General features: G+C 66.5%; 19 protein-coding genes. 12 read left to right on the top strand and 7 right to left on the bottom strand.

The window, feature by feature from the left end; translation table 11 throughout:
* From WBB14_RS34615 to WBB14_RS34605, 3 genes are all read right to left on the bottom strand, one after another.
* The gene (locus WBB14_RS34615; protein WP_424243754.1) at nt 1–768 is read right to left on the bottom strand and encodes a phytanoyl-CoA dioxygenase family protein; all 768 of its coding nucleotides are present in this window, start codon (nt 766–768) and stop codon (nt 1–3) included.
* Between the two features lie 5 nt (nt 769–773).
* A complete protein-coding gene (locus WBB14_RS34610; RefSeq protein WP_207468079.1) occupies nt 774–1,874 on the bottom strand; it encodes an AI-2E family transporter in 1,101 nt (366 codons plus the stop codon).
* Nucleotides 1,875–2,024: 150 nt separating this feature from the next.
* A complete protein-coding gene (locus WBB14_RS34605) occupies nt 2,025–3,092 on the bottom strand; it encodes a LysR family transcriptional regulator (RefSeq protein ID WP_424243753.1) in 1,068 nt (355 codons plus the stop codon).
* A 383-nt stretch (nt 3,093–3,475) separates the two neighbouring features.
* Here WBB14_RS34605 and WBB14_RS34600 point away from each other — a divergent pair, with 383 nt between their 5' ends.
* The 3 genes from WBB14_RS34600 to WBB14_RS34590 all read left to right on the top strand — a co-directional run bounded on the left by WBB14_RS34600 (nt 3,476) and on the right by WBB14_RS34590 (nt 9,468).
* Nucleotides 3,476–4,672, top strand: coding sequence for an efflux RND transporter periplasmic adaptor subunit (locus tag WBB14_RS34600; protein WP_424243752.1), 1,197 nt, complete (start codon nt 3,476–3,478; stop codon nt 4,670–4,672).
* A gap of 25 nt (nt 4,673–4,697) precedes the next feature.
* The gene (locus WBB14_RS34595) at nt 4,698–7,913 is read left to right on the top strand and encodes an efflux RND transporter permease subunit (protein ID WP_424243751.1); all 3,216 of its coding nucleotides are present in this window, start codon (nt 4,698–4,700) and stop codon (nt 7,911–7,913) included.
* Between the two features lie 76 nt (nt 7,914–7,989).
* Nucleotides 7,990–9,468 carry an efflux transporter outer membrane subunit gene (locus WBB14_RS34590; protein ID WP_424243750.1) on the top strand — a complete coding sequence of 493 codons (1,479 nt, stop codon included), beginning with the start codon at nt 7,990–7,992 and terminating at the stop codon, nt 9,466–9,468.
* Between the two features lie 328 nt (nt 9,469–9,796).
* On the opposite strand, the gene WBB14_RS34585 is transcribed toward WBB14_RS34590, so the two are convergent.
* Nucleotides 9,797–10,342, bottom strand: a complete 546-nt coding sequence (locus WBB14_RS34585; protein ID WP_424243749.1) for a hypothetical protein — start codon at nt 10,340–10,342, stop codon at nt 9,797–9,799.
* Entirely contained in the window at nt 10,342–11,277 is a 936-nt protein-coding gene (locus WBB14_RS34580) for a LysR family transcriptional regulator (protein WP_424243748.1), read from the bottom strand. The genes WBB14_RS34585 and WBB14_RS34580 overlap by 1 nt, the downstream gene beginning before the upstream one ends.
* A gap of 167 nt (nt 11,278–11,444) precedes the next feature.
* On the opposite strand from WBB14_RS34580, the gene gtdA reads away from it, so the two are divergent.
* The 9 genes from gtdA (at nt 11,445) to WBB14_RS34535 (ending at nt 19,776) form a co-directional block, all read left to right on the top strand.
* Nucleotides 11,445–12,497: a gentisate 1,2-dioxygenase gene (gene gtdA / locus WBB14_RS34575; RefSeq protein ID WP_424243747.1), complete on the top strand. Its 1,053-nt coding sequence runs from the start codon at nt 11,445–11,447 to the stop codon at nt 12,495–12,497.
* Between the two features lie 77 nt (nt 12,498–12,574).
* Entirely contained in the window at nt 12,575–13,273 is a 699-nt protein-coding gene (locus WBB14_RS34570) for a fumarylacetoacetate hydrolase family protein (protein ID WP_424243746.1), read from the top strand.
* Nucleotides 13,274–13,290: 17 nt separating this feature from the next.
* Nucleotides 13,291–13,929, top strand: a complete 639-nt coding sequence (gene maiA / locus WBB14_RS34565; protein ID WP_424243745.1) for a maleylacetoacetate isomerase — start codon at nt 13,291–13,293, stop codon at nt 13,927–13,929.
* 32 nt (nt 13,930–13,961) lie between these two features.
* On the top strand, nt 13,962–15,173 hold the full coding sequence (locus tag WBB14_RS34560) for a 3-hydroxybenzoate 6-monooxygenase (protein WP_424243744.1): 1,212 nt from the start codon (nt 13,962–13,964) through the stop codon (nt 15,171–15,173).
* 29 nt (nt 15,174–15,202) lie between these two features.
* Nucleotides 15,203–16,378: an ABC transporter substrate-binding protein gene (locus WBB14_RS34555; protein ID WP_424243743.1), complete on the top strand. Its 1,176-nt coding sequence runs from the start codon at nt 15,203–15,205 to the stop codon at nt 16,376–16,378.
* Nucleotides 16,379–16,444: 66 nt separating this feature from the next.
* Nucleotides 16,445–17,359: a branched-chain amino acid ABC transporter permease gene (locus WBB14_RS34550; protein WP_424243742.1), complete on the top strand. Its 915-nt coding sequence runs from the start codon at nt 16,445–16,447 to the stop codon at nt 17,357–17,359.
* Nucleotides 17,360–17,370: 11 nt separating this feature from the next.
* Nucleotides 17,371–18,339, top strand: a complete 969-nt coding sequence (locus WBB14_RS34545) for a branched-chain amino acid ABC transporter permease (RefSeq protein WP_424243741.1) — start codon at nt 17,371–17,373, stop codon at nt 18,337–18,339.
* On the top strand, nt 18,332–19,084 hold the full coding sequence (locus tag WBB14_RS34540) for an ABC transporter ATP-binding protein (protein WP_424243740.1): 753 nt from the start codon (nt 18,332–18,334) through the stop codon (nt 19,082–19,084). The genes WBB14_RS34545 and WBB14_RS34540 overlap by 8 nt, the downstream gene beginning before the upstream one ends.
* On the top strand, nt 19,084–19,776 hold the full coding sequence (locus WBB14_RS34535) for an ABC transporter ATP-binding protein (RefSeq protein ID WP_424243739.1): 693 nt from the start codon (nt 19,084–19,086) through the stop codon (nt 19,774–19,776). Before WBB14_RS34540 ends, WBB14_RS34535 begins: the two co-directional genes overlap by 1 nt.
* A gap of 14 nt (nt 19,777–19,790) precedes the next feature.
* On the opposite strand, the gene WBB14_RS34530 is transcribed toward WBB14_RS34535, so the two are convergent.
* Nucleotides 19,791–20,153 (bottom strand): glyoxalase superfamily protein, encoded by a 363-nt coding sequence (locus tag WBB14_RS34530; protein ID WP_207468043.1) that lies wholly within the window; start codon nt 20,151–20,153, stop codon nt 19,791–19,793.
* A 534-nt stretch (nt 20,154–20,687) separates the two neighbouring features.
* Nucleotides 20,688–21,704: a Bug family tripartite tricarboxylate transporter substrate binding protein gene (locus WBB14_RS34525; RefSeq protein WP_424243738.1), complete on the bottom strand. Its 1,017-nt coding sequence runs from the start codon at nt 21,702–21,704 to the stop codon at nt 20,688–20,690.
* Between the last annotated feature and the right edge of the window lie 14 nt (nt 21,705–21,718).

Below are 21,718 nucleotides of genomic sequence, written 5' to 3'. Positions count from 1 at the left end.
TCAGACCGCCCAAGCCAGCGGCACGCCCGGCTGGCTGGCCGAGCGCGTGCCCGGCAGCGGATGACAGGACTGCGGATGGTAGGTATGCACCAGCGACAGCTTGACGCGATCGCTGCTATTGCCCTGGGCCGCATGCAGGGTGCGGCAATGGAAGAACACCACGTCGCCCGCCTGCAATTCCGGGCAGACCGCGCGCGCGATCCACTCGGCGTTCTGGGGTGCGTCGTCGCGGAAGAACTTCTGCGGGTCGAACTGTTCAGGCGCGAAGGCGGCGACGTGCGAACCCGGGATGAACGACAGGCCGCCGTTGGCACGGGTTTCCGGGCCCAGCGCCAGCCAGGTGGACACCAGGTCCGTCTCGGAAAACGACCAGTAGCGGATGTCCTGGTGCCAGCCCGTCAGGCTGCCATAGGCCGGGCGCTTGGTCATCACGCAGTTGTGGTGCACCGTGGACAGCACCGGCGTTTCGCCGAAGTAGCGTCCCAGCCACTGGCCGATGCGGGCATCGGTGGCCCACTGCGCGAACAAGGGATCGCGAGCGTAGGCGCTCAGCAGGCGACGTACGGTCTGTCCGCCTTCGGCGGCGCGCGACTCGGGCGCGCCGGGATAGCGCAGGTCGGCTTCGTACTCGATGGGCGCGACGTGCTCGCGCAAATGGCGTTCGGCCACGGCGCGCAGCGCCGCTACCTGTTCCGGGCTGGCGAACTGGCGCGCCACCACGAAGCCCTGCTCGCGCAGGACGGCTATCTGATCATCAGGCAACAACATGGCATTCAGGTTGCAGGAGGTTGGGCGGGAGGATTGATGCGGGCGGCATCGCGTTCCTGCACTTCATGGTGCACCCATTCGCGCCATACCGCCACCAGCAGGGCCATCAGCACCGGACCGACGAACAGCCCGACGATGCCCATGGTCTTCACGCCGCCCACCAGGCCGAAAAAGGTCGGTAGGAAGGGCAACTTGACCGGCCCGCCCACCAGCCGCGGACGCAGGGTCTTGTCGACGATGAAGAGTTCCACGCTGCCCCAGACCATCAGGGCGATGCCCGCCACCACGTGGCCCGAGCCCACCAGATACAGCGACACCAAGGTGAACGACAGCGGCGCGCCGCCGGGAATCAGCGCCATGAAGCCCGTGACCACGCCCAGCAGCACCGGCGACGGCACGCCCGCCACCCAGTAGGCAATGCCCAGCACCAGGCCTTCGCCCAGGGCGATCAGGCCCATGCCGGTGACGGTGGAGTTGATGGTGGCCGGCACCACGCGAGAAAAGCGCTGCCAGCGCGCGGGCAGGATGCGTTCGCCCAGCACGTCCAGCTGGGCCACCATGCGGATGCCGTCCTTGTAGACGAAGAACAGCGTGATCAGCATGAACAGCACGGTCAGCAGCAGCTGGAACACATTGCCCGTGGCCGCCAGGACCATGCGGTAGATATTGCCCAGGTGTTCGCCGCTGACAGCCTCGACCAGGGCCCCCAGCGCGTGGGGCTGGCCGATATAGGCCTCCCAGTACTGGCCCAGGCGCTCGCCCACCACGGGCATGGAGGTGATCCAGTTGGGCACGTCCACGCCATGGCGGTTGGCCGCGATGGCCCAGGCGAAGAAGGTGCTGGCTTCCTTGATGGCGTAGGACAGCGCCAGCGACATCGGCACGATCAGCACCACGATCACCACCAGCAGCGCCAGCGAGGCGGCCAGCGCGGTGCGACCGCCGCAGCGGGCGACCAGGCGTTGGTACAGGGGCCAGCTGGCCAGGCCGATGATGAGTGCGGCGAGCGCGGGGACCAGGAAGCCGCTAAGGAAGTACACCCCCGCCAACAGCACGAGCAACAAAAGCCAACGGGCGATCAGGTAAGCGGGTAGTACAGGCTGCATGGAGCGGATCGACAGTAAGGGCGTTGTAGGCTTTGACTGTCGGACTATACAGACGTTTCATGCAAATCGAGGGACGCAAGGCCTGTATTTACTACGGGGTTTCCCGTGTCCCCTTGGGCGGAGGGCGCATCCGCCCTCCGTGCCAGATGCTTACAGGGCGTACTCGGCAGCCTCTTCGCGCGCGCTGCGGCGGCGCGGCGGCAGGTATTCTTCCAGCGTCGGCCTGGGCGCGGTGGACGCCAGGGTGTTCGCCTGGCTGACCTGGCGCGCGTAGACGCCGCAGCTCGCGGCGGCCGGATCGGTCTCGTCGCGGCCGCTCAAGAGCGGGCAGCTGGCGAACAATTCGGCGGTCCAGTCGGCGAAGGCGCGTACCTTGGGCGACAGCTGGCGGCTTTGCGGGTACAGCACCGAGATCGCCGTGGGGCTGGGCTTCCATTGCGGCAGCACTTCGATGAGTTCGCCCGATTGCAGATGGGGCAGCGCCATGTAGCGGGCGGTCTGGATCAGGCCAAAGCCCTTCAGCCCGCAATCCAGGTAGGCGCCGGCTTCGTTCACCGACACCACGCCCTTCATTTCCACCTCCTGGTGCTTGCCGTCCACCCTGAAGTCCCAGGCGCAATTGCGGCCGGTACGGCTGGAGAAATAGTGCACGGCATGATGGTCGCGCAGCTCGTCGATGCTCTGCGGCAGACCGTGGCGCGCCACATAGCTGGGCGAGGCGCAGGTCACGGTCTGCAGGGTGCCGATACGGCGCGCGACCAGGCTGGAATCCTCCAGGTCGCCGGCGCGGATCACGCAATCCACAGCCTCCTGCACCATGTCGACCGGGCGGTCGCCCAGGCCCAGCACCAGTTCCACGTCGGGATACTTGTCGTGGAAATCACACAATGAGGGAATTAGGATCAGCCGCCCGATGCAGGTCGGCACGTCGATGCGCAGCCTGCCCTTCAGGCGCAGGGCCGCTTCCTGGAAGCAGGCCTCGGTTTCCTCGACGTCGGCCAGGATGCGCACGCAATGCTGGTAATAGCCGGCGCCGTCGGGTGTCAGGCCGATACGGCGCGTGGTGCGGTTGAGCAGACGCACGCCCAAAAGGCGTTCGAGGTTCTGGATGATGGTGGTGACGGTGGTGCGCGGCAGCGAGAGGCTGTCGGCCGCCCGCGTGAAGCTGTTGGCGTCCACGACGCGCACAAACACCTGCATAGCCTGAAAACGGTCCATGGCGACGGTGTCCTTTGGGGAAATAGTCGGTGTGGACGGAGCATAACCCGATTTCGGCATCGATTAGTCGAACCTTACGACTAGTGTTGCCGAAACATACGGGTTTATCCGCCCCCCTAAACCGCTCAGAATGCAAACCATCTTGAAGTGCCCTTGCCGCCAGGCGCCGTCAAAGGGCATGCCTACCCTCAGATTCCGGTAACCGCAAAGACCCGCCCCGACCAGGCGCCTTTGCCTGGGATGCGCAGCCGTATTGCATGCTGCATCGCAGCATTTTCACCGGGTCCTGAGGACAGGCCTGCCCAGACCGCCACAGCCGCCTCCCGCCCCCAGGCTCACCCAGGCAAGCGCGCTTTCGCCCCATCATCTCTCAAGGAAACACCATGGTTTCGCGCAATCGTATTGCTGTGCTCGCCGTATTTGCAGCCGTCATCGCCGCTGGCGGCGGTTACGCCCTGTTCCGCGCTCCGGCCGGCGCCAACGCCGCACAGGCGCAGACCGCCCCCGCCGCCACGCCGGTCGAAGTGGCCGAAGTCCTGCAAAAGACCATCGTGGACTGGCAGCGCTATTCCGGCCGCCTGGAAGCCATCGACCGCGTCGACATCCGGCCCCTGGTGTCCGGCACCCTCACCGCCGTGCACTTCCAGGATGGCAGCATCGTCAAGAAGGGCGACGTGCTCTTCACCATCGACCCGCGCCCCTATGCGGCCGAGGTCGACCGCGCCGCCGCCGCCCTGACCGCCGCCAAGGCCCGGGCCTCGTACACCGCCAGCGAACTGGCCCGCGGCCAGCGTCTGCTGACCGACAACGCCATCGCCCGCCGCGATTTCGAGGAAAAGCAGAACGCCGCGCGCGAAGCCGCCGCCAACCTGCAGGGCGCGCAGGCCGCGCTGGACTATGCCCGCCTGAACCTCGGCTACACCCGCATCGAAGCCCCCGTGGCCGGCCGCGTGTCGCGCGCCGAAGTCACCGTGGGTAACGTGGTGGCCGCCGGCGCCGCGTCGGTGCCGCTGACCCGGCTGGTATCGGTCTCCAAGATGTACGCCTCGTTCGACGTGGACGAACAGACCTTCCTGCGCTACGTGAACCCCGCGCGCGGCGGCCGCAGCGGCGCCGTGCCGGTGGAGCTCGGCCTGGCCAACGAGGAAGGCTATTCGCGCACCGGCGTCGTGCAATCGGTGGACAACCGCTTGGACACCACCTCCGGCACCATCCGCGTGCGGGCCGAATTCGACAACGCCGACGGCATGCTGCTGCCCGGCCTGTATGCCCGCGTCCGCCTGGGCGGCAGCGAGCCGCGCCAGGCCGTGCTGATCGACGAAAAAGCCATCGGCACCGATCAGGACAAGCGCTATGTGCTGGTGCTGGACGACAAGAACCACGCCGTCTACCGCCAGATCAAGCTGGGCGCCAACCAGGAAGGCCTGCGCGTGGTCGATTCGGGCCTTGCCGCCGGCGAACGCATCGTCGTCAACGGCCTGCAGCGCATCCGTCCCGGCGATGCCGTAACCCCCACCGTCGTCCCCATGGTTGCGGCCCAACGCAGCCCGGTCAAGACCGCCTCGGCCACGCTGAACTGAGCCGGCGCGTCTAACGAGAACGTTCATGAATATCTCGAAATTCTTCATCGACCGGCCGATCTTCGCCGGCGTGCTGTCGGTCCTGGTGCTGCTGGCCGGCCTGCTGGCCATGTTCCAGCTGCCTATCTCCGAATATCCGGAAGTGGTGCCGCCGTCCGTGGTCGTGCGGGCGCAGTATCCGGGCGCCAACCCCAAGGTCATCGCCGAAACCGTGGCCTCGCCGCTGGAGGAATCCATCAACGGCGTCGAGGACATGCTGTACATGCAGTCGCAGGCCAATAGCGACGGCAACCTGACCCTGACGGTGAACTTCAAGCTGGGCGTGGACCCGGACAAGGCCCAGCAGCTGGTGCAGAACCGCGTGTCGCAGGCGCTGCCGCGCCTGCCGCCGGACGTGCAGCGCCTGGGCGTGACCACCGCCAAGAGCTCGCCCACGCTGACGCTGGTGGTGCACCTGCTCTCGCCCAATGACCGCTACGACATCACCTATCTGCGCAACTACGCCATCCTGAACGTCAAGGACCGCCTGGCCCGCATCACGGGCGTGGGCGAAGTGACGGTGTGGGGCTCTGGCAACTACTCCATGCGCGTCTGGCTGGACCCGCAGAAGGTCGCCCAGCGCGGCATGACCGCCAGCGAAGTGGTCGCCGCCATCCGCGAACAGAACGTGCAGGTCGCCGCCGGCGTCATCGGCGCGTCGCCGACCCTGGGCGACGTGCCGCTGCAACTCAACGTGAACGCCCGCGGCCGTCTGCAAAGCGAAGAGGAATTCCGCGACATCATCCTGAAGACCTCGCCCGACGGCGCCGTGACCTACCTGTCGGACGTGGCCCGCGTGGAACTGGACGCCCAGGAATACGGCTTGCGTTCGCTGCTGGACAACAAGCAGGCGGTGGGCATGGGCATCATGCAGTCGCCGGGCGCCAACGCGCTGGACGTGTCCAGCAAGGTGCGCGCCGCCATGGCCGAGCTGGAGCAGGACTTCCCCCCGGGCGTGGAATACCGCATTGAATACGACCCCACGCAATTCGTGCGCTCCAGTATCGAAGCCGTGGTGACCACGCTGCTGGAAGCGATCGCGCTCGTGGTGCTGGTGGTGATCCTGTTCCTGCAGACCTGGCGCGCGTCCATCATCCCGCTGCTGGCAGTGCCGGTATCCATCGTCGGCACCTTCGCCCTGCTGCTGGTGTTCGGCTACTCCATCAACGCGCTGTCGCTGTTCGGCATGGTGCTGGCCATCGGCATCGTGGTGGACGATGCCATCGTGGTGGTCGAAAACGTGGAGCGCAATATCGCGGCCGGCTTGAGTCCGCGCGACGCGACCTACCGCGCCATGCGCGAAGTCAGCGGTCCCATCATCGCCATCGCGCTGACCCTGTGCGCGGTGTTCGTGCCGCTGGCCTTCATGACGGGCCTGACCGGCCAGTTCTACAAGCAGTTCGCCATGACTATCGCCATTTCGACGGTGATCTCGGCCTTCAACTCGCTGACCCTGTCGCCCGCGCTGTCGGCCATCCTGCTCAAGGGCCACCACGACAAGCCTGACTGGCTGACCCGTGGCATGAACCGCGTCTTCGGCCGCTTCTTCAACTGGTTCAACAATATGTTCGGCCGCGCGTCCGAGTCCTACGGCACCGGCGTGTCCAGCGTGATCCGCCGCAAGGCCGGCGCCATGGGCGTGTACGCCGTGCTGGTGGCCGCCACCATCGGCGTCTCCTACCTGGTGCCCGGCGGCTTCGTGCCGGCGCAGGACAAGCAGTACCTGATCGCCTTCACGCAGTTGCCCAACGGCGCCTCGCTGGACCGCACCGAAGCGGTGATCCGCCGCATGAGCGACATCGCCCTGAAGGAACCGGGCGTGCAGAGCACCATCGCCTTCCCCGGCCTGTCGATCAACGGCTTCACCAACAGCTCCAGCGCCGGCATCGTGTTCGTCACGCTCAAGCCTTTCAAGGAGCGCAAGGACGCGGCGCTGTCGGGCAACGCAATCTCGGGCTCGCTCAACCAGAAGTTCGCGGCCATCCAGGATTCGTTCATCGCCGTGTTCCCGCCCCCGCCCGTGATGGGCCTGGGCACGCTGGGCGGCTTCAAGTTCCAGATCGAGGACCGCGGCGCCGCCGGCTATGCCGAGCTGGACAAGGCCAAGCAAGCCTTCCTGGAGAAAGCGCGCCAGACGCCGGAGCTGGGCCCCGCCTTCTCCAGCTACGAGATCAACGTGCCGCAGCTGGACGTGGACCTGGATCGCGTCAAGGCCAAGCAGTTGGGCGTGCCGGTGACGGAAGTGTTCGACACCATGCAGATCTACCTGGGCTCGATGTACGTCAACGACTTCAACCGCTTCGGCCGCGTCTTCCAGGTGCGGGCGCAGGCGGACGCGCAGTTCCGCGCGCATGCCGACGACATCCTGCAGCTGAAGACCCGCAACGCCGCCGGCGAAATGGTGCCGCTGTCCTCGCTGGTCACCGTCAACCAGACCTTCGGTCCGGAAATGGTGGTGCGCTACAACGGCTACACCGCTGCCGATATCAACGGCGGTCCGGCGCCGGGCTACTCGTCCGACCAGGCCCAGGCCGCGGCCGAACGCGTGGCCGCCGAAACCCTGCCGCGCGGCATGAAGATGGAATGGACCGACCTTACCTACCAGCAGATCCTGGCGGGCAACGCCGGCCTGTGGGTGTTCCCGATCAGCGTGCTGCTGGTATTCCTGGTGCTGGCCGCCCTGTACGAAAGCCTGACCCTGCCGCTGGCCGTGATCCTGATCGTGCCGATGAGCATCCTGGCCGCGCTGACGGGCGTCTACCTGACTGGCAACGACAACAACATCTTCACGCAGATCGGCTTGATGGTGCTGGTGGGGCTGTCGGCGAAGAACGCGATCCTGATCGTGGAATTCGCCCGCGAACTGGAAATGAACGGCCGCAGCCCGCTGGAAGCCGCCATCGAAGCCAGCCGCCTGCGCCTGCGCCCCATCCTGATGACGTCCATCGCGTTCATCATGGGCGTGGTGCCGCTGGTGCTGTCCTCGGGCGCGGGCTCTGAAATGCGCCAGGCCATGGGTATCGCCGTGTTCTTCGGCATGTTGGGCGTGACCCTGTTCGGCCTGTTCCTGACCCCCGTGTTCTACGTGCTGCTGCGCACGCTGGGCGGCAAGACGCTGCACTCGGCCGCGCCGCACGAGGCTCCCGTGTGCGTCCCGCACCTGGACCCGAACGCGCCGCCCTCCACGCAGCACCAGGCCTGAGCCGGCAGACCAGAACAAGCATAGCCAGCGCCTCCCGCCCTCCGCGGCGGGAGGCGCCCACAAGAGAATAGTCATCATGATCAAAAGACTGACCCGCGGTTCCGCCCTGCTTGCCGTCCTGCTCGTGCTGGCCGGCTGCGCGGTGGGCCCCACCTACGAACGGCCCTCGGCCGCGGTGCCCGCGGCCTTCAAGGAAGCCGCCCTGCCCGCCGCCGAAGCCGGCACCTGGAAGACCGCCGAACCGTCGGAAGACGCGCTGCGCGGCGCCTGGTGGAAAGTGTTCGGCGACGAAGGCCTCAACCAACTGCAGGAAGAAGCGCAGCAGGCCAACCAAAACCTGCAGGCCGCCTCCGCCCGCCTGACCCAATCGCGCGCGCTGCAACGCGAAGCCCGCGCCGGCTTCTTCCCCAACCTGGACGCCGCCTTCGGCCCCAACCGCCAGCGCCCCTCGGCGGTGTCGCAAGGCTTGCCCGACGGCACCTCGACCAGCCCCGTCACCACCTGGCGCGCTCAGGGCGCCGTGTCCTACGAAGCCGACCTGTTCGGCCGCGTCGCTTCCACCTACGACGCCGCCAGCGCCGACGCCCAGCAAAGCGAAGCGCTGTACCGCTCCGTGCTGCTGGCCCTGCAGGCCGACGTCGCCACCACCTACTTCCTGGTGCGCGAACAGGACGCCGAATCGCAGCTCTACCGCCAGACGGTCAAGCTGCGCACCGACACCCTGCAACTGATCCAGCGCCGCTACGACGCCGGCGACATCAGCGAACTCGACCTGGCCCGCGCCAAGGCCGAACTCGCCAGCGCGCAGTCCGAAGCCCTGGGCATCGACCGCCGCCGCGCCACCTCCGAACACGCCCTGGCCGTGCTGCTGGGCCGCGCCCCCGCGGACTTCGCCATGCCCGCGCAGCCGATCCAGAAGGTCGCGCTATCGATCCCGGCCGGCCTGCCATCCGCCCTGCTGGAACGCCGCCCCGACATCGCCGCCGCCGAACGCGCCATGGCCGCCGCCAACGCCCGCGTGGGCGCAGCCAAGTCCGCCTTCTTCCCGCGCCTGGACATCACCGGCGCCTTCGGCTACGAGTCCTCGGACCTGGGCAACCTGTTCCAGTGGTCCAGCCGCACCTTCCTGCTGGGTCCGCTGGTCGGCGCCGCGCTGTCCATGCCCATCTTCGACGGCGGCCGCCGCCAGGCCGGCCTGGACCGCGCCCGCGCCGTCTACGAGGAGGACGTCGCCGTCTACCGCCAAACCGTGCTGAACGCGTTCCGCGAAGTGGAAGACAACCTGGCCAACCTGCGCATCCTGGCCGACCAGACCAAGGCGCAAGACGCCGCCGTCGACGCCGCCGCCCGCGCCGCGAAACTCTCGCACACGCAATACCGCGAAGGCTCCATCAGCTTCCTGGACGTGATCGAAGCCGACCGCAGCGTGCTGCTGCAGCAACGCGTCTCGGTACAACTGAACGGCGAACAAGCCCGCTCCGCGGTAGGCCTGATCCGCGCCATTGGCGGCGGCTGGGAAAACCCCGTACCACCCGAGACGGTGGCGGCCAAGTAAGGAACCAGGCCCGCAAGGGAAAGGACAAAAGCAAAAAGCAAAGGCAGCGGCAAAGGCAACAGGGCAGGCAACCGCAACCGCAACCGCAAGACAAAGCGTAAGCCCCAAAAGGCCGCCCGCGCGGCCTTTTGGGGCGGGCTCCGCAAAATCTTCCACCGCCCCTACCGCCAGCAAGAACGCCAAGCACACCACCCGCCCCAGCGCCCGTGAAGATTCAACCAGCCGAGCCTGTCGCGTCGGTGGCCTGCGGGGCGCGGAGCGTCGATAAGCCCAACGGAATCCGAAGGAACCGCCGCAGGCGGTGACGAGGATGAGGCAGGGGCAGTCTTCACCCTCCCCGCTCCATATACCGACGAGCCATCTGATACCCAGCAAACACATAAAACCCATTGCTGTTAAGCACCAGCCAAGCCCCCAACCCGCCTAGCAAAGCCACCACAGGCCCCACCGCCCGCAAATCCCCCTGCGTCCAGGCAATCCCCCCCAGAAATCCAACAGCGATCAACCCCAAGGCCAGCCGCTTCAGCACCACCAGCCCGAACGCGTGCCCGCCCATGAACGCCACCACGCCGATAGCCAACGCCAAGGCCGTCGCCGCGCAAACCAGCACCAAGGCAAACGCCGCCAGCGCCGGCCCCGCGCCGCTTAGCAACAGGCTCAGCATGCCTATCCCAACGCCCAGTCCGCCAGTCATCACCAGCACCGCCAGCACCAGCGGCGACCACATTCCAGGCGGCGCGCGACGCGCATCCATATCCGCCACGAAGCGATGCAGCGCCGCCGACATGGCGGGCTGGTCCTGCTGCTGCAACGCCGCCTCCAGCTTGCGGCACTGCGCGATCAACGCGTTCAGCCCCGCTCGCGGCGCGTCCATCACTCTCTCGCCGCGCCCGGCGCGTGTTCCGCCACCGTACTCCGCAATGCCGCCATCGCCTCTTCCACCGCAAGCGGCCGGAAAGCATCCTCGCGCCAGTACATCGCCACCGATCCGAATCCCGACAGCCGCACCGGAATGATCCGCATCGCCCGCATCTGCGAAAACCGCAGCGCCGCCCGATGCGAAGCCACGCCGATCATGTCGCTGTTGTTGATCAACGTGAGATTGACGGTGACCGAATTGGACTCAACGTGGTCCGGCGGCGGCGCCTGCCCCGCCGCGGCCAGCGCTGCGTCCACCGCATTGCGGATGGGCGTGCCCTTGGGCCACAGGATCCAGCGGTAGGACAGCAGGTCCGGCCAGCACGGCTGCTCGATCGCGAACAATGGATGGCGCGGCCGCGCCACCAGGTGGATGGGTTCCAGGTATAAGGCCTCGAAGCGGATCGCCGGATCATGATGCTCGGGCGCGGAACGTCCCACCACGATGTCCAGGTCGCCCTGCGCCAACTGCGCCAGCAGGCGGTCGGTCGTACCCTCCACCAGCTTCACCCGGGCCTGCGGCATGCGCTCCAGCAGCTTCATCACCGCCAGCGGCACCGTGTCCGACGCCGACGCGCCAGACGCGCCTATCACCACCCGGCCGCCGCCGCCCTCGCGCAACGCCGCCATGTCGGCGCCAGCGCGGTCCAGCTGCGCCTCCACCCGCTGGGCATGCACGATCAGCACGTCGCCATGCGGCGTCGGTCGCAAGCCGCGCGCGTGCCTTTCGAACAACGGCAGCCCGATATCGTCTTCCAGATCCTTCAGCCACTTGGACAAGCCTGGCTGAGTCGTATTGAGCATCGCCGCCGAATGGCTGATATTGCGCGTTTGGGCCAGGCTCAGCAGCATTTTCAGGTTGCGCAGGCGCAACCGGTGGGTCCAGTCCATGAAGCCCCTCGTCTCGTCTAAGTATATTTTTATTGATATGGATAATAAGATAATTTCATTTCAAAACACATAGCTCCGTACGCATAATCGTCTCCATACCAGAACCAGCCGCGAACCACGCGGCGGCCACGCGAAACCGGCGCCAGCCGGATATTCCGGAGACAAGCATGCAAGACGCTCATCCCCCCGGCGCGGATCGCGCCACCTATTACGCACGCATCGCCAAGAAGCACATGGCCCCTCTGTGGGAATCGCTGCACAACCTGGTGCCGCCCGAACCCGCACCGCGTTGCGTCCCCGCCATCTGGAAGTACGAGGACGTGCGCAACGACGTCATGGCGTCCGGCTCGCTGATCTCGGCGGAAGAAGCCGTGCGGCGCGTGCTCATCCTGGAAAATCCCGGCCTGCCCGGCCAGTCCAGCATCACCCAGAGCCTGTACGCAGGCCTGCAGCTGATCCTGCCCGGCGAAATCGCGCCCAGCCACCGCCATACGCAGTCGGCGCTGCGCTTCATCGTCGAAGGCCGCGGCGCCTACACCGCCGTGAACGGCGAGCGCACCACCATGCATCCCGGCGACTTCATCATCACGCCGTCCTGGACCTGGCATGACCATGGCAACGCCGAGACCTCCGAAGGCGGCGAGCCCGTGATCTGGCTAGACGGCCTGGATATTCCGCTACTGCGCTTCCTGGACGCGGGCTTCGCCGAAAACTACCCGTCGGCCACGCAGCCCGTGACCCGCCCCGAGGGCAACAGCATGGCGCGTTACGGCCACAACATGGTGCCCGTGCGCCACCAAACCGCAAGCGGCACTTCGCCCATATTCAACTACCCCTACGAACGCAGCCGCGAGGCGCTGGACCAGCTCTACCGCCATGGCGAACTGGATCCCTGGGACGGCGTGAAGCTGCGCTACCTGAATCCGGCCACCGGCGGCTATCCCATGCCGACCATGGCGACCTTCATGCAGTTCCTGCCCGCCGGCTTCCAGGGCAAGACCTACCGCAGCTCCGACTCCACCGTCTACAGCGTGGTCGAAGGCCGCGGCACCGCCCGCATCGGCGACCAGGAATTCCACTTCGGCCCGCGCGACGTCTTCGTCGCCCCGTCCTGGCAGCCCGTGCAACTGGCGGCGCTGAACGATGCCACCCTGTTCAGTTATTCGGACCGCCCCGTGCAGGACGCGCTGGGCGTTTGGCGCGAAGCGCGCGTCGCCTGAAGCCGGCGCTCTCCTTCTTCTTCCGTTCCAGGTCGGGGCCACGCCGGGCCTCGCCCCGTATTCATCAAAGGTGACCCATGTCTTTCGTCTTCGATCCCGCCGCCCCCGTCGCCGTGCCCATCGCCGGCAGCCAGGATAGTTTCCCCGTGCGCCGCGTCTATTGCGTCGGCCGCAACTACGCCGCCCACGCCCGCGAAATGGGCTTCGACCCCGACCGCGAACCCCCGTTTTTCTTCTGCAAGCCGGCCGATGCCGTCGTGCCAGTGGCCGAAGGCAGCACCCTATCGCTGCCCTATCCAACCCAAACCAACAACCTGCACTACGAAATCGAACTGGTCGCCGCTATCGGCAAGGGCGGCGACAACATTTCCGTTGAGCAAGCGCTGCAACACGTGTGGGGCTACGCAGTCGGTCTGGACATGACCCGCCGCGACTTGCAGATGAAAATGCGCGGGGCGGGACGCCCCTGGGAGCTGGGCAAAGCCTACGACCTGAGCGCTCCCATCGGCCCGTTGCATCCGGCCGACTCGGTCCAGAACATCAACCAGGCCGCCATCTGGCTGCAGGTCAACGGCGTCGACAAGCAAAGAAGCAACATCGGCAAGCTGATCTGGTCCGTCGCTGAAACCATCGCCGATCTCTCCAAGTACTTCCGCCTGGAACCCGGCGACCTGATCTATACCGGCACGCCCGAAGGCGTCGGGCCGGTGGTGCGCGGCGACAAGATGGTCGGCAGCGTGGATGGCCTGGGCACGCTCAGCGTGCAGATTGCGTGACCCATCCAGGAAACCGCATGCAACTGCACAGCTTCTTCAATAGTTCCACCTCCTACCGAGTGCGCATCGCGCTGGCGCTCAAGGGCCTGCCCTACGAGTACCTGCCCGTGAACCTGCGCAGGCAGGAACAGCGCGCCGCCGACTATGTGGCCAAGAACCCCTCGGCGGGCGTGCCCTTGCTGATCGATGGCGACATCCAGCTGTCGCAGTCGCTGGCCATCATCGACTACCTGGACGCCACCCATCCCGAACCGCGCCTGATCCCGGCCGGCACGGTGGAGCGAGCGCGCGTGCTGGAGTTGTCGGACGCCATCTCCTGCGACATCCATCCGGTCAACAACATGCGCATCCTGCGCTATCTGCAAGACGTGCTGGGCGCCAGCGAGGAACAGAAGACCGCCTGGTACCACCACTGGATCCACGCAGGCATGACGGCCGTGGAAGCGCTGCTGGTCCGCCACGGCCACGGCGCCTACTGCTACGGCGACGCGCCCACGCTGGCGGACTGCTGCCTGGTACCGCAAGTGGCGAACGCCCAGCGCATGGGCTGCGATCTTTCCCCCTATCCGCGCGCACTCCGTGTGTACGAACACTGCAACGCGCAGCCCGCCTTCCAGCGGGCCGCTCCCGCCCAGCAACCGGACTACGCCAAGTGAGCCGCCAGGACTAAACGGCTCGGAGGCCACGCATGAACGCAAGGCAGACAGGAAAATCCGTGATCGTGGTGGGCGGCGGCATCGGCGGCCTGGCCGCTGCACTGGCGCTGACCCGGCAAGGCATCGCCGTGCAACTGCTGGAACAGGCCGCCCACATCGGCGAGATCGGCGCCGGCATCCAGCTTGGCCCCAATGCCTTCGCGGCGCTGGACGCCCTGGGCGTGGGCCAAACCGCGCGCAACCGTGCCGTGTTCACCGACCACATCATCATGATGGACGCGGTGGACGCCCGGGAAGTGGTGCGCATCGATACCGGCGCGGCCTTCCGCGAGCGTTTCGGCGGCCCCTATGCCGTGATCCACCGCGCCGACATCCATTTGTCCATCCTGGAAGCCGTGCAGCAGAACCCGCTGATCAGCTTCCGCACCTCCACCCAGATCGCCTCCATGTCGCAGGACGACAAGGGCGTGGACGTGGTAGACACGCAGGGCAAGCGCTACCGCGCCGACGCAGTGGTGGGCGCGGACGGCGTGAAGTCCGTGATCCGCGAGCGCATGGTGGGCGACCCGGCGCGCGTGACGGGCCACGTGGTGTACCGCGCCGTGGTCGAGCGCGACAACATGCCCGAGGAACTGCGCATCAACGCCCCCGTGCTGTGGGCCGGTCCGCATTGCCATCTGGTGCACTACCCCTTGCGCGGCGGCCAGCAATACAACCTGGTGGTGACCTTCCATAGCCGCGAACAGGAAGAATGGGGCGTACGCGAAGGCAGCAAGGAAGAAGTGCTGTCCTACTTCCAGGGCATACACCCGCGCCCGCACCAGATGCTGGACCGCCCCACTTCCTGGAAGCGCTGGGCCACCGCCGACCGCGAGCCGGTCGAACACTGGGGCCAGGGCCGCGTCACCATCCTGGGCGATGCCGCCCACCCCATGACGCAATACATGGCCCAAGGCGCCTGCATGGCGCTGGAAGACGCAGTGACGCTGGGCGAGGCCGTAGAGCATTGCGGGCACGACCTGGAAGCCGCGTTCCGCCTGTACGAATCCATCCGCATCCCGCGCAGCGCGCGCGTGGTGTGGTCGACGCGGGAGATGGGCCGGCTGTATCACGCGCGGGGCGTGGAACGCACCGTGCGCAACATGCTGTGGACCGGCCGCAGCCAGTCCCAGTTCTACGACGCGTTGCAGTGGCTGTACGGCTGGAAGGTGGAAAACTGCCTCGCGGGGCATTCCTCACTATAGAAAAAATGCAGGCACCCAAGGAGACAACCATGAGAAAAACCGCAATCCGCGGCACCGCCGCCTTCACGCTTGCACTGGCCGCGTTCGCGGCCGGCGCGCAGCAGAAGCCGGTGGACATCGGCTTCATCGGCACGCTGTCCACGCCCGCCGGCTACATCGGCGAAGACGAGCGCGACGCCTTCATGCTGGCGGTGAAGGAAGGCGGCGGCAAGCTGGGCGGCGTGCCGGTCAACGTGCGGGTCGAGGACGACGCGCTCAAGCCCGCCAACGCCAAGCAGATCGCCGACAAGATGGTGCAAGGCGGCGTGCGGCTGTTCACCGGCATCAACTTCTCCAACGTCATGGCGGCCGTCGGCCCGACCGTGCTGAACGCGGGCGCCTTCTACGTCAGCCTGAACGCCGGCCCCTCCAATTACGCCGGCAAGGCCTGCAACCCCAACTACTTCTCGGTGGCGTTCCAGAACGATTCCTACGCCGACACCGCCGGCCTGGCGGCCAACGAACTGGGCGCCAAGCGCGTGGTCATCATGGCGCCCAACTACCAGGCCGGACGCGACGCGGTCGCCGGGTTCAAGCGCACCTACAAGGGCGAGATCGCCGACGAGATCTACACCAAACTGGAGCAGGCCGACTTCTCGGTGGAGCTGGCGCGCATCCGCTCGCTCAACCCCGACGCCATCTTCCAGTTCCATCCGGGCGGCGCCGGCATCAACCTGACCAAGCAGTTCGCCAACTCCGGCCTGGCCGACAAGATCCGCATGATCACGCCCATCTACTCGATGGACGACCGCATGCTGGCGGCGACCGGCAACGCGGGCAAGGGCTTCTACCTGAGCTCGCTGTGGAGCGCCGATCTGGACAATCCGCAGAGCAAGCATTTCGTCGACGCCTTCACCAAGGCCTACAACCGCGCGCCCACCGCCTATGCGGCCCAGGCCTACGACACCGCCAACCTGATCGGCTCCGCGCTGAAGGCCGTGAACGGCGACATCACCGGCCGCACCGACGATTTCCGCAACGCGCTGCGCCGCGCGGACTTCCCCAGCGTGCGCGGCAAGTTCAAGTTCGGCCCCAACCAGCATCCGATCCAGGACTGGTATCTGCTGCACATCGAAGCCGGCCCCGACGGCAAGCTGGTCTACAAGAACCTGAAAGTCATCGCCCGCGACCACACCGACGTGCACGCCGTCGACTGCAAGATGTAAGTCCGCGCCGCGCCCGGCGGATTGCGCGCATTCCGCCGGGCGCCGGCCACTCCACAAGGAGTCCCCATGCTGATGTTCCTGGAGCAGGTCCTCAACGGCCTGCAGTACAGCGCTTTGCTGTTCCTGTTGTCGGCGGGCTTGACGCTGGTGTTCGGCATCATGAACGTCATCAACCTGACGCACGGCTCGTTCTACATGGTCGGCGCATTCTGCGCCGCCAGCGCGGCCGCCGCCACCGGTTCTTTCGTCGCTGCGCTGCTGGCGGCGCTGGCCGGCGCGGCGCTCTACGGCCTGGTGGTAGAGCTGCTGGTGATCCGCCACCTGTACCGCCGCGATCACCTGGACCAGGTGCTGGCCACGCTGGGCCTGACGCTGTTCACCAACGAGATGGTGACCGTGCTGTTCGGCCGCAGCCCGCCCTTCATGGACATCCCGCCGTTCCTGTCGGGTTCCGTGGAGCTTCTGCCCGGCCTCAACTATCCCCTGATGCGACTGGCCTTCATCGGCGCCGGCGTGCTGGTGGCGCTGGGGCTGTGGCTGCTGATCTCCCGCACTCGCGTCGGCATGCTGGTGCGCGCCGGCGCCGACGATGGCGAAATGGTCGACGCGTTGGGCGTGAACATCCAGCGCCTGTTCACGCTCATCTTCACGCTGGGCGCGCTGCTCTGCGGCTTCGCTGGCGTGATGGCAGCGCCGCTGCTGGCGGTGGAGATCGGCATGGGCGAGCGCATCCTGATCACCACCTTCGTGGTCATCGTGGTGGGCGGCGTGGGGTCGGTGCGCGGCGCGCTGGTCGGTTCGCTGATGATAGGCATGACCGATGCGCTAGGACGCGCCTACATTCCGTTCTGGATGTCGCGGCTGCTGCCGCCGGAGCTGTCGGATTCGGCAAGCTCCAGCCTGGTCTCGGCCAGCATCTACATCCTGATGGCCATCGTGCTGCTGTTCAAGCCGCGCGGCCTGGTGCCCGCGCAGCGATAGGAACGATATCCATGACCAGAAAAATCATCGTCAACACGATCGGACTGCTGCTGTTCGTCCTGGTGCCGGCCATCGCCTCGGCCACGGGCGAGAGCTTCCTGATCAACCTGATGACCCGCTTCCTCATCTACGCCATTGCCGCCGTCAGCCTGGACCTGATCCTGGGCTACGGCGCCATGGTCAGCTTCGGCCATGCGGCCTTCTTCGGACTGGGCGGCTACGTCATCGGCATCGCAGGCTTTCACCTGACGCAAGGCGATACGCTGTTCGGCTGGAGCGGCAGCAACGCGGCGCTGGTCATGTGGCCGCTGGCTGTCGCCGGCGCCGCGCTGGCGGGCCTGGCGGTGGGCTTCCTGTCGCTGCGCACCTCGGGCGTGCAGTTCATCATGATCACGCTGGCGTTCGGGCAGATGCTGTACTTCATCCTGGTCGGCCTGATGGTCTATGGCGGCGACGACGGCCTGTCCATCGACGCGCGCAACACCCTGCCCGGCCTGGACATGAATGATCCGACCACCTTCTACTACGTCTGCCTGGCGCTGATGACGGCCTGGGTGCTGGCATGCCGCCGCATCGTCAATTCGCCCTTCGGCATGGCGCTGCAAAGCATCAAGCAAAATCCGCGCCGCAGCATCGGCCTGGGCCTCGCGCCGCTGCGCTACCGCCTCACCGCCTTCGTGCTGTCGGCCGCGGGCACCGGCCTGGCGGGAGCGCTGTGGGCCAACTACGCGCTCTTCGTCAGTCCCGACATGTCGGCCTGGCAGAAGTCCGGCGAACTCATGGCCATGGTGATCCTGGGCGGCATGGGCTCGATCTTCGGTCCCGTGCTGGGCGTGGCGGTGTACCTGGGCCTGGAACAGGTCGCCACCGCGTGGACGGAACACTGGATGCTGATCCTGGGCCCCGTGCTGGTGCTGGTGGTGCTGTTCGGCAAGCGCGGCGTCTATGGCTGGCTGGTGGGAGGCAAGCACCATGACTGATCATTCCAAGCTTGAAATCCGCGAGCTGCAAAAATCCTTCGGCGCCGTGCGGGCGACGCAAGGCGTCAATCTGCAAGTCCGTCCCGGCGAACTGCATGCCCTCATCGGCCCCAACGGCGCCGGCAAGACCACGCTGCTGTCGCAGATCAGCGGTGAAATCCTGCCGGATGCGGGCGCCATCCTGCTCGACGGCCACGACATCACCCGCATGCCCGCCCACAAGCGGCCCGCGGCCGGGCTGGCCCGCTCGTTCCAGATCAGCCAGCTCTACCCCGCCTTCACCGCCGAGGACAATGTCGCCATGGCGGTGCAGGCGCACAGCCCCGGCGGCTTCAACCTATGGAAAAACGCCCGCCGCCTGCCCCAACTGCGCCAGCCCGCCAGGCAGGCGCTGGCACGCGTGGGCCTGGGCGAGCGCGCCCACGTACGCGTATCGGAACTGGCCCACGGCGAAAAGCGGCAGCTGGAACTGGCGATGGCGCTGTCGCTGGATGCATCGCTGCTACTGCTGGACGAGCCCATGGCCGGCATGGGCGCCGAGGAATCGCAGCGCATGACCGCGCTGCTGCAAGAGCTGAAGGGCCGCTACGCCATCCTGCTGGTCGAGCACGACATGGACGCCGTCTTCGCCCTGGCCGACCGCATCACCGTGCTGGTCTACGGCAAGACCATCTACACCGGCACGCCCGACGAGGTGCGCCGCCACCCGGACGTGCGCGCCGCCTATCTGGGCGAGGAGGACTGATGCTGCAAGTCAAACAATTGCAGGGCGGCTACGGCGCCAGCAAAGTGCTGTTCGGCGTGGACCTGGACATCGCCAAGCGCCAGGTCGTATCCCTGATCGGACGCAACGGCATGGGCAAGACCACCACAGTCAAAACCATCATGGGCATGCTGCCCGCGCAGGGCGGCAGCATCCTGCTCGACGGCCAGCCCATAGAAGGCCTTGCGCCGCACCGCATCGCCCAACTCGGCATAGGCCTGGTACCCGAGGGCCGCCGCGTCTTCGGCTCGCTGTCGGTGGAAGAAAACCTGATCGCCACCGCCCGCAACACCCGCGCAGGCTGGCATGTGGGCCGCGTCTTCGACCTGTTCCCCCGCCTGAAGGAACGCCGCGCCCAATCCGCCCGCACCCTGTCCGGCGGCGAACAGCAAATGCTCGCCGTCGGCCGCGCCCTGCTCATCAACCCGCGCCTGCTCATCCTGGACGAAGCCACCGAGGGCCTGGCCCCCCTGATCCGCCAGGAAATCTGGAACTGCCTGCGCCGCCTGAAGGAAGAAGGCCAGACCATCCTGGTGATAGACAAGAACCTGAAGGAAATGGCCACCTTGGTCGATCGCCACCACGTCCTGGAAAAAGGCCGCGTCGTCTGGCAGGGCAGCCCCGCGGAACTCGCCGCGCAACCGGAACTGGCGCAGCGGTATCTGGGCGTCTAGGGGGTCTAGGGCGTCTAGTCGGACGATTCGCAGAAGCTCAGCCGATTGCCGAACGGATCAATGACATCCATCACCCGCCCCCACGGCATCTCTTCCACGCCCGGCCGCATATAGCCATAACCCTTTGCGTTTACCTCGGCCTGGAACTCGTCCACGCCCCGCATCCGCACGAACACCGCGGATCCGGGCGTGCCATCACCATGGTGCTCGCTCAGGTGCAGCACCAGGTCACCGCGATGCACTTGCGCGTACAGCGGCAGACCAGGCTCGAAGCGATGCTCCCAGTCCCACTCGAACCCCAGGAAATCCAGATAGAACTCGCGCGCCTTCTCCACGGAGAAGATACGCAGGATGGGAATGGCAGCTTGTAGGTGCATGACGGCCCTCGGCGATAGGTGGAGGACCATCAGCATAGATCACGAGACGCGTTCGTGGTGACAGCCCCAAGAAAAACCGCGCCCCGACCAAGCCCCGGCACCTGCACCGGCACCTGCACCTGCACCTGCACGGCCTTCACGATACACACGACTCACCAGGCAACACCACGACGCAAGACATCGCGTAAGCCCCAAAAAGGCCGCCCGCGCGGCCGGCCTGGGGCGGGCCCCGCAAGACCCGCCATCACCAAACAATGACGGCAAGAACCCTAAGCACGCCGCCCGCCCCAGCGGACGTCACGATTCAAACACCGGAGCCTGTCGCGTCGTCGCCCAGCGGTGTGCGGGGCGTCGATAAGCCCGAGGGAATCTGAAGGAACCGCCGCAGGCGGTGACGAAGATGACGAAGGGGAAGTCCGGAGCGAACGCTCCGGACCGCAATCGCAGCCCCGCACACCGCTGGGCGACGACGCGACAGGCGTCTCAAGAACTCAAAACTGCAAGCAGCTCAAGACGCCCTGAAAGCAAACAAACTCAATTCAAGCTAGCCCCAGAGATCTTCACAATCTCCTGATACTTCGCCTTCTCACCCTTCACGAATTCAGCAAACGCCTCAGGCGTCATCGGCGCAGCCTCAGACCCCATCGTCAGCAAGCGCTGCTTCACATCCGCCTGCTGCATCGCTTCCGTGTAAGCCTTGTTCAGCTTGGCTACGACCGGCGCCGGCGTGCCGCCCGTCGTGAACACGCCGAACCAGGTTCCCAGGTCAAAGCCCTTGATCCCCGACTCTTCCACCGTAGGCACATCCGCCAGCAGCGACGAACGCTTGGCAGTCGTCACGGCCAGCGCCTTCACCTTGCCGTCCTTGATCAGCGGAGCCGAAGCCGCCAGGTTGTCGAACATGAAATCCGACTGACCCGACAGCAGCGCCAATTGCGCAGGCGCCGCGCCCTGGTAAGGAATGTGCTCGACATTGATCCCCGCACGCGCCTTCAACAGCTCGCCCGACAGATGGCCCGCGCTGCCGTTGCCGCCCGAACCATAGTTCAGCTTGCCCGGGTTCTTCTTCGCATAGTCGATCAGATCGGCCAGCTTCTCGATCTTGTTCTTCTCGGCGAATTCAACGTTCATCACCAGCACATTGGGCACCGAAGCCACAATGGTCACCGGCGCAAAATCCTTCACCGGGTCATACGGCAGATTGGCGAACAGCCAGGGATTGATGGCGTGGGTCGCGACCGCTCCCATCACCAGCGTGTAGCCATCGGCCGGGGCCTTGGCCACCAGGTCGGCGCCGATATTGCCGCCCGCGCCCGACCGGTTCTCCACGATGACCGGCTGGCCCAGGGAGCCGCGCACCTTCTCGGCCAGCATGCGGGCCATGGTGTCCAGCGGGCCGCCAGGCGGATAAGGCACGACGAAGCGCAGCGGCTTGGTCGGGAAATCGGTGGCCTGGGCCAGCGCGGGCGCGCCAAAAGGCAGGGTGGCGGCCAGCGCCACGGCGCCTTGCAACAGGGCGCGGCGCACAGCGCTGCGGGGGGTCTGCGTCATGATGTTGTTCTCCT

This window comes from Achromobacter sp. (genome assembly GCF_049647645.1).
Lineage (GTDB): Bacteria > Pseudomonadota > Gammaproteobacteria > Burkholderiales > Burkholderiaceae_B > Achromobacter.
The sequence above is the reverse complement of the archived record's forward strand: the minus strand, read 5'-3'. Positions and strand labels throughout refer to the sequence as shown.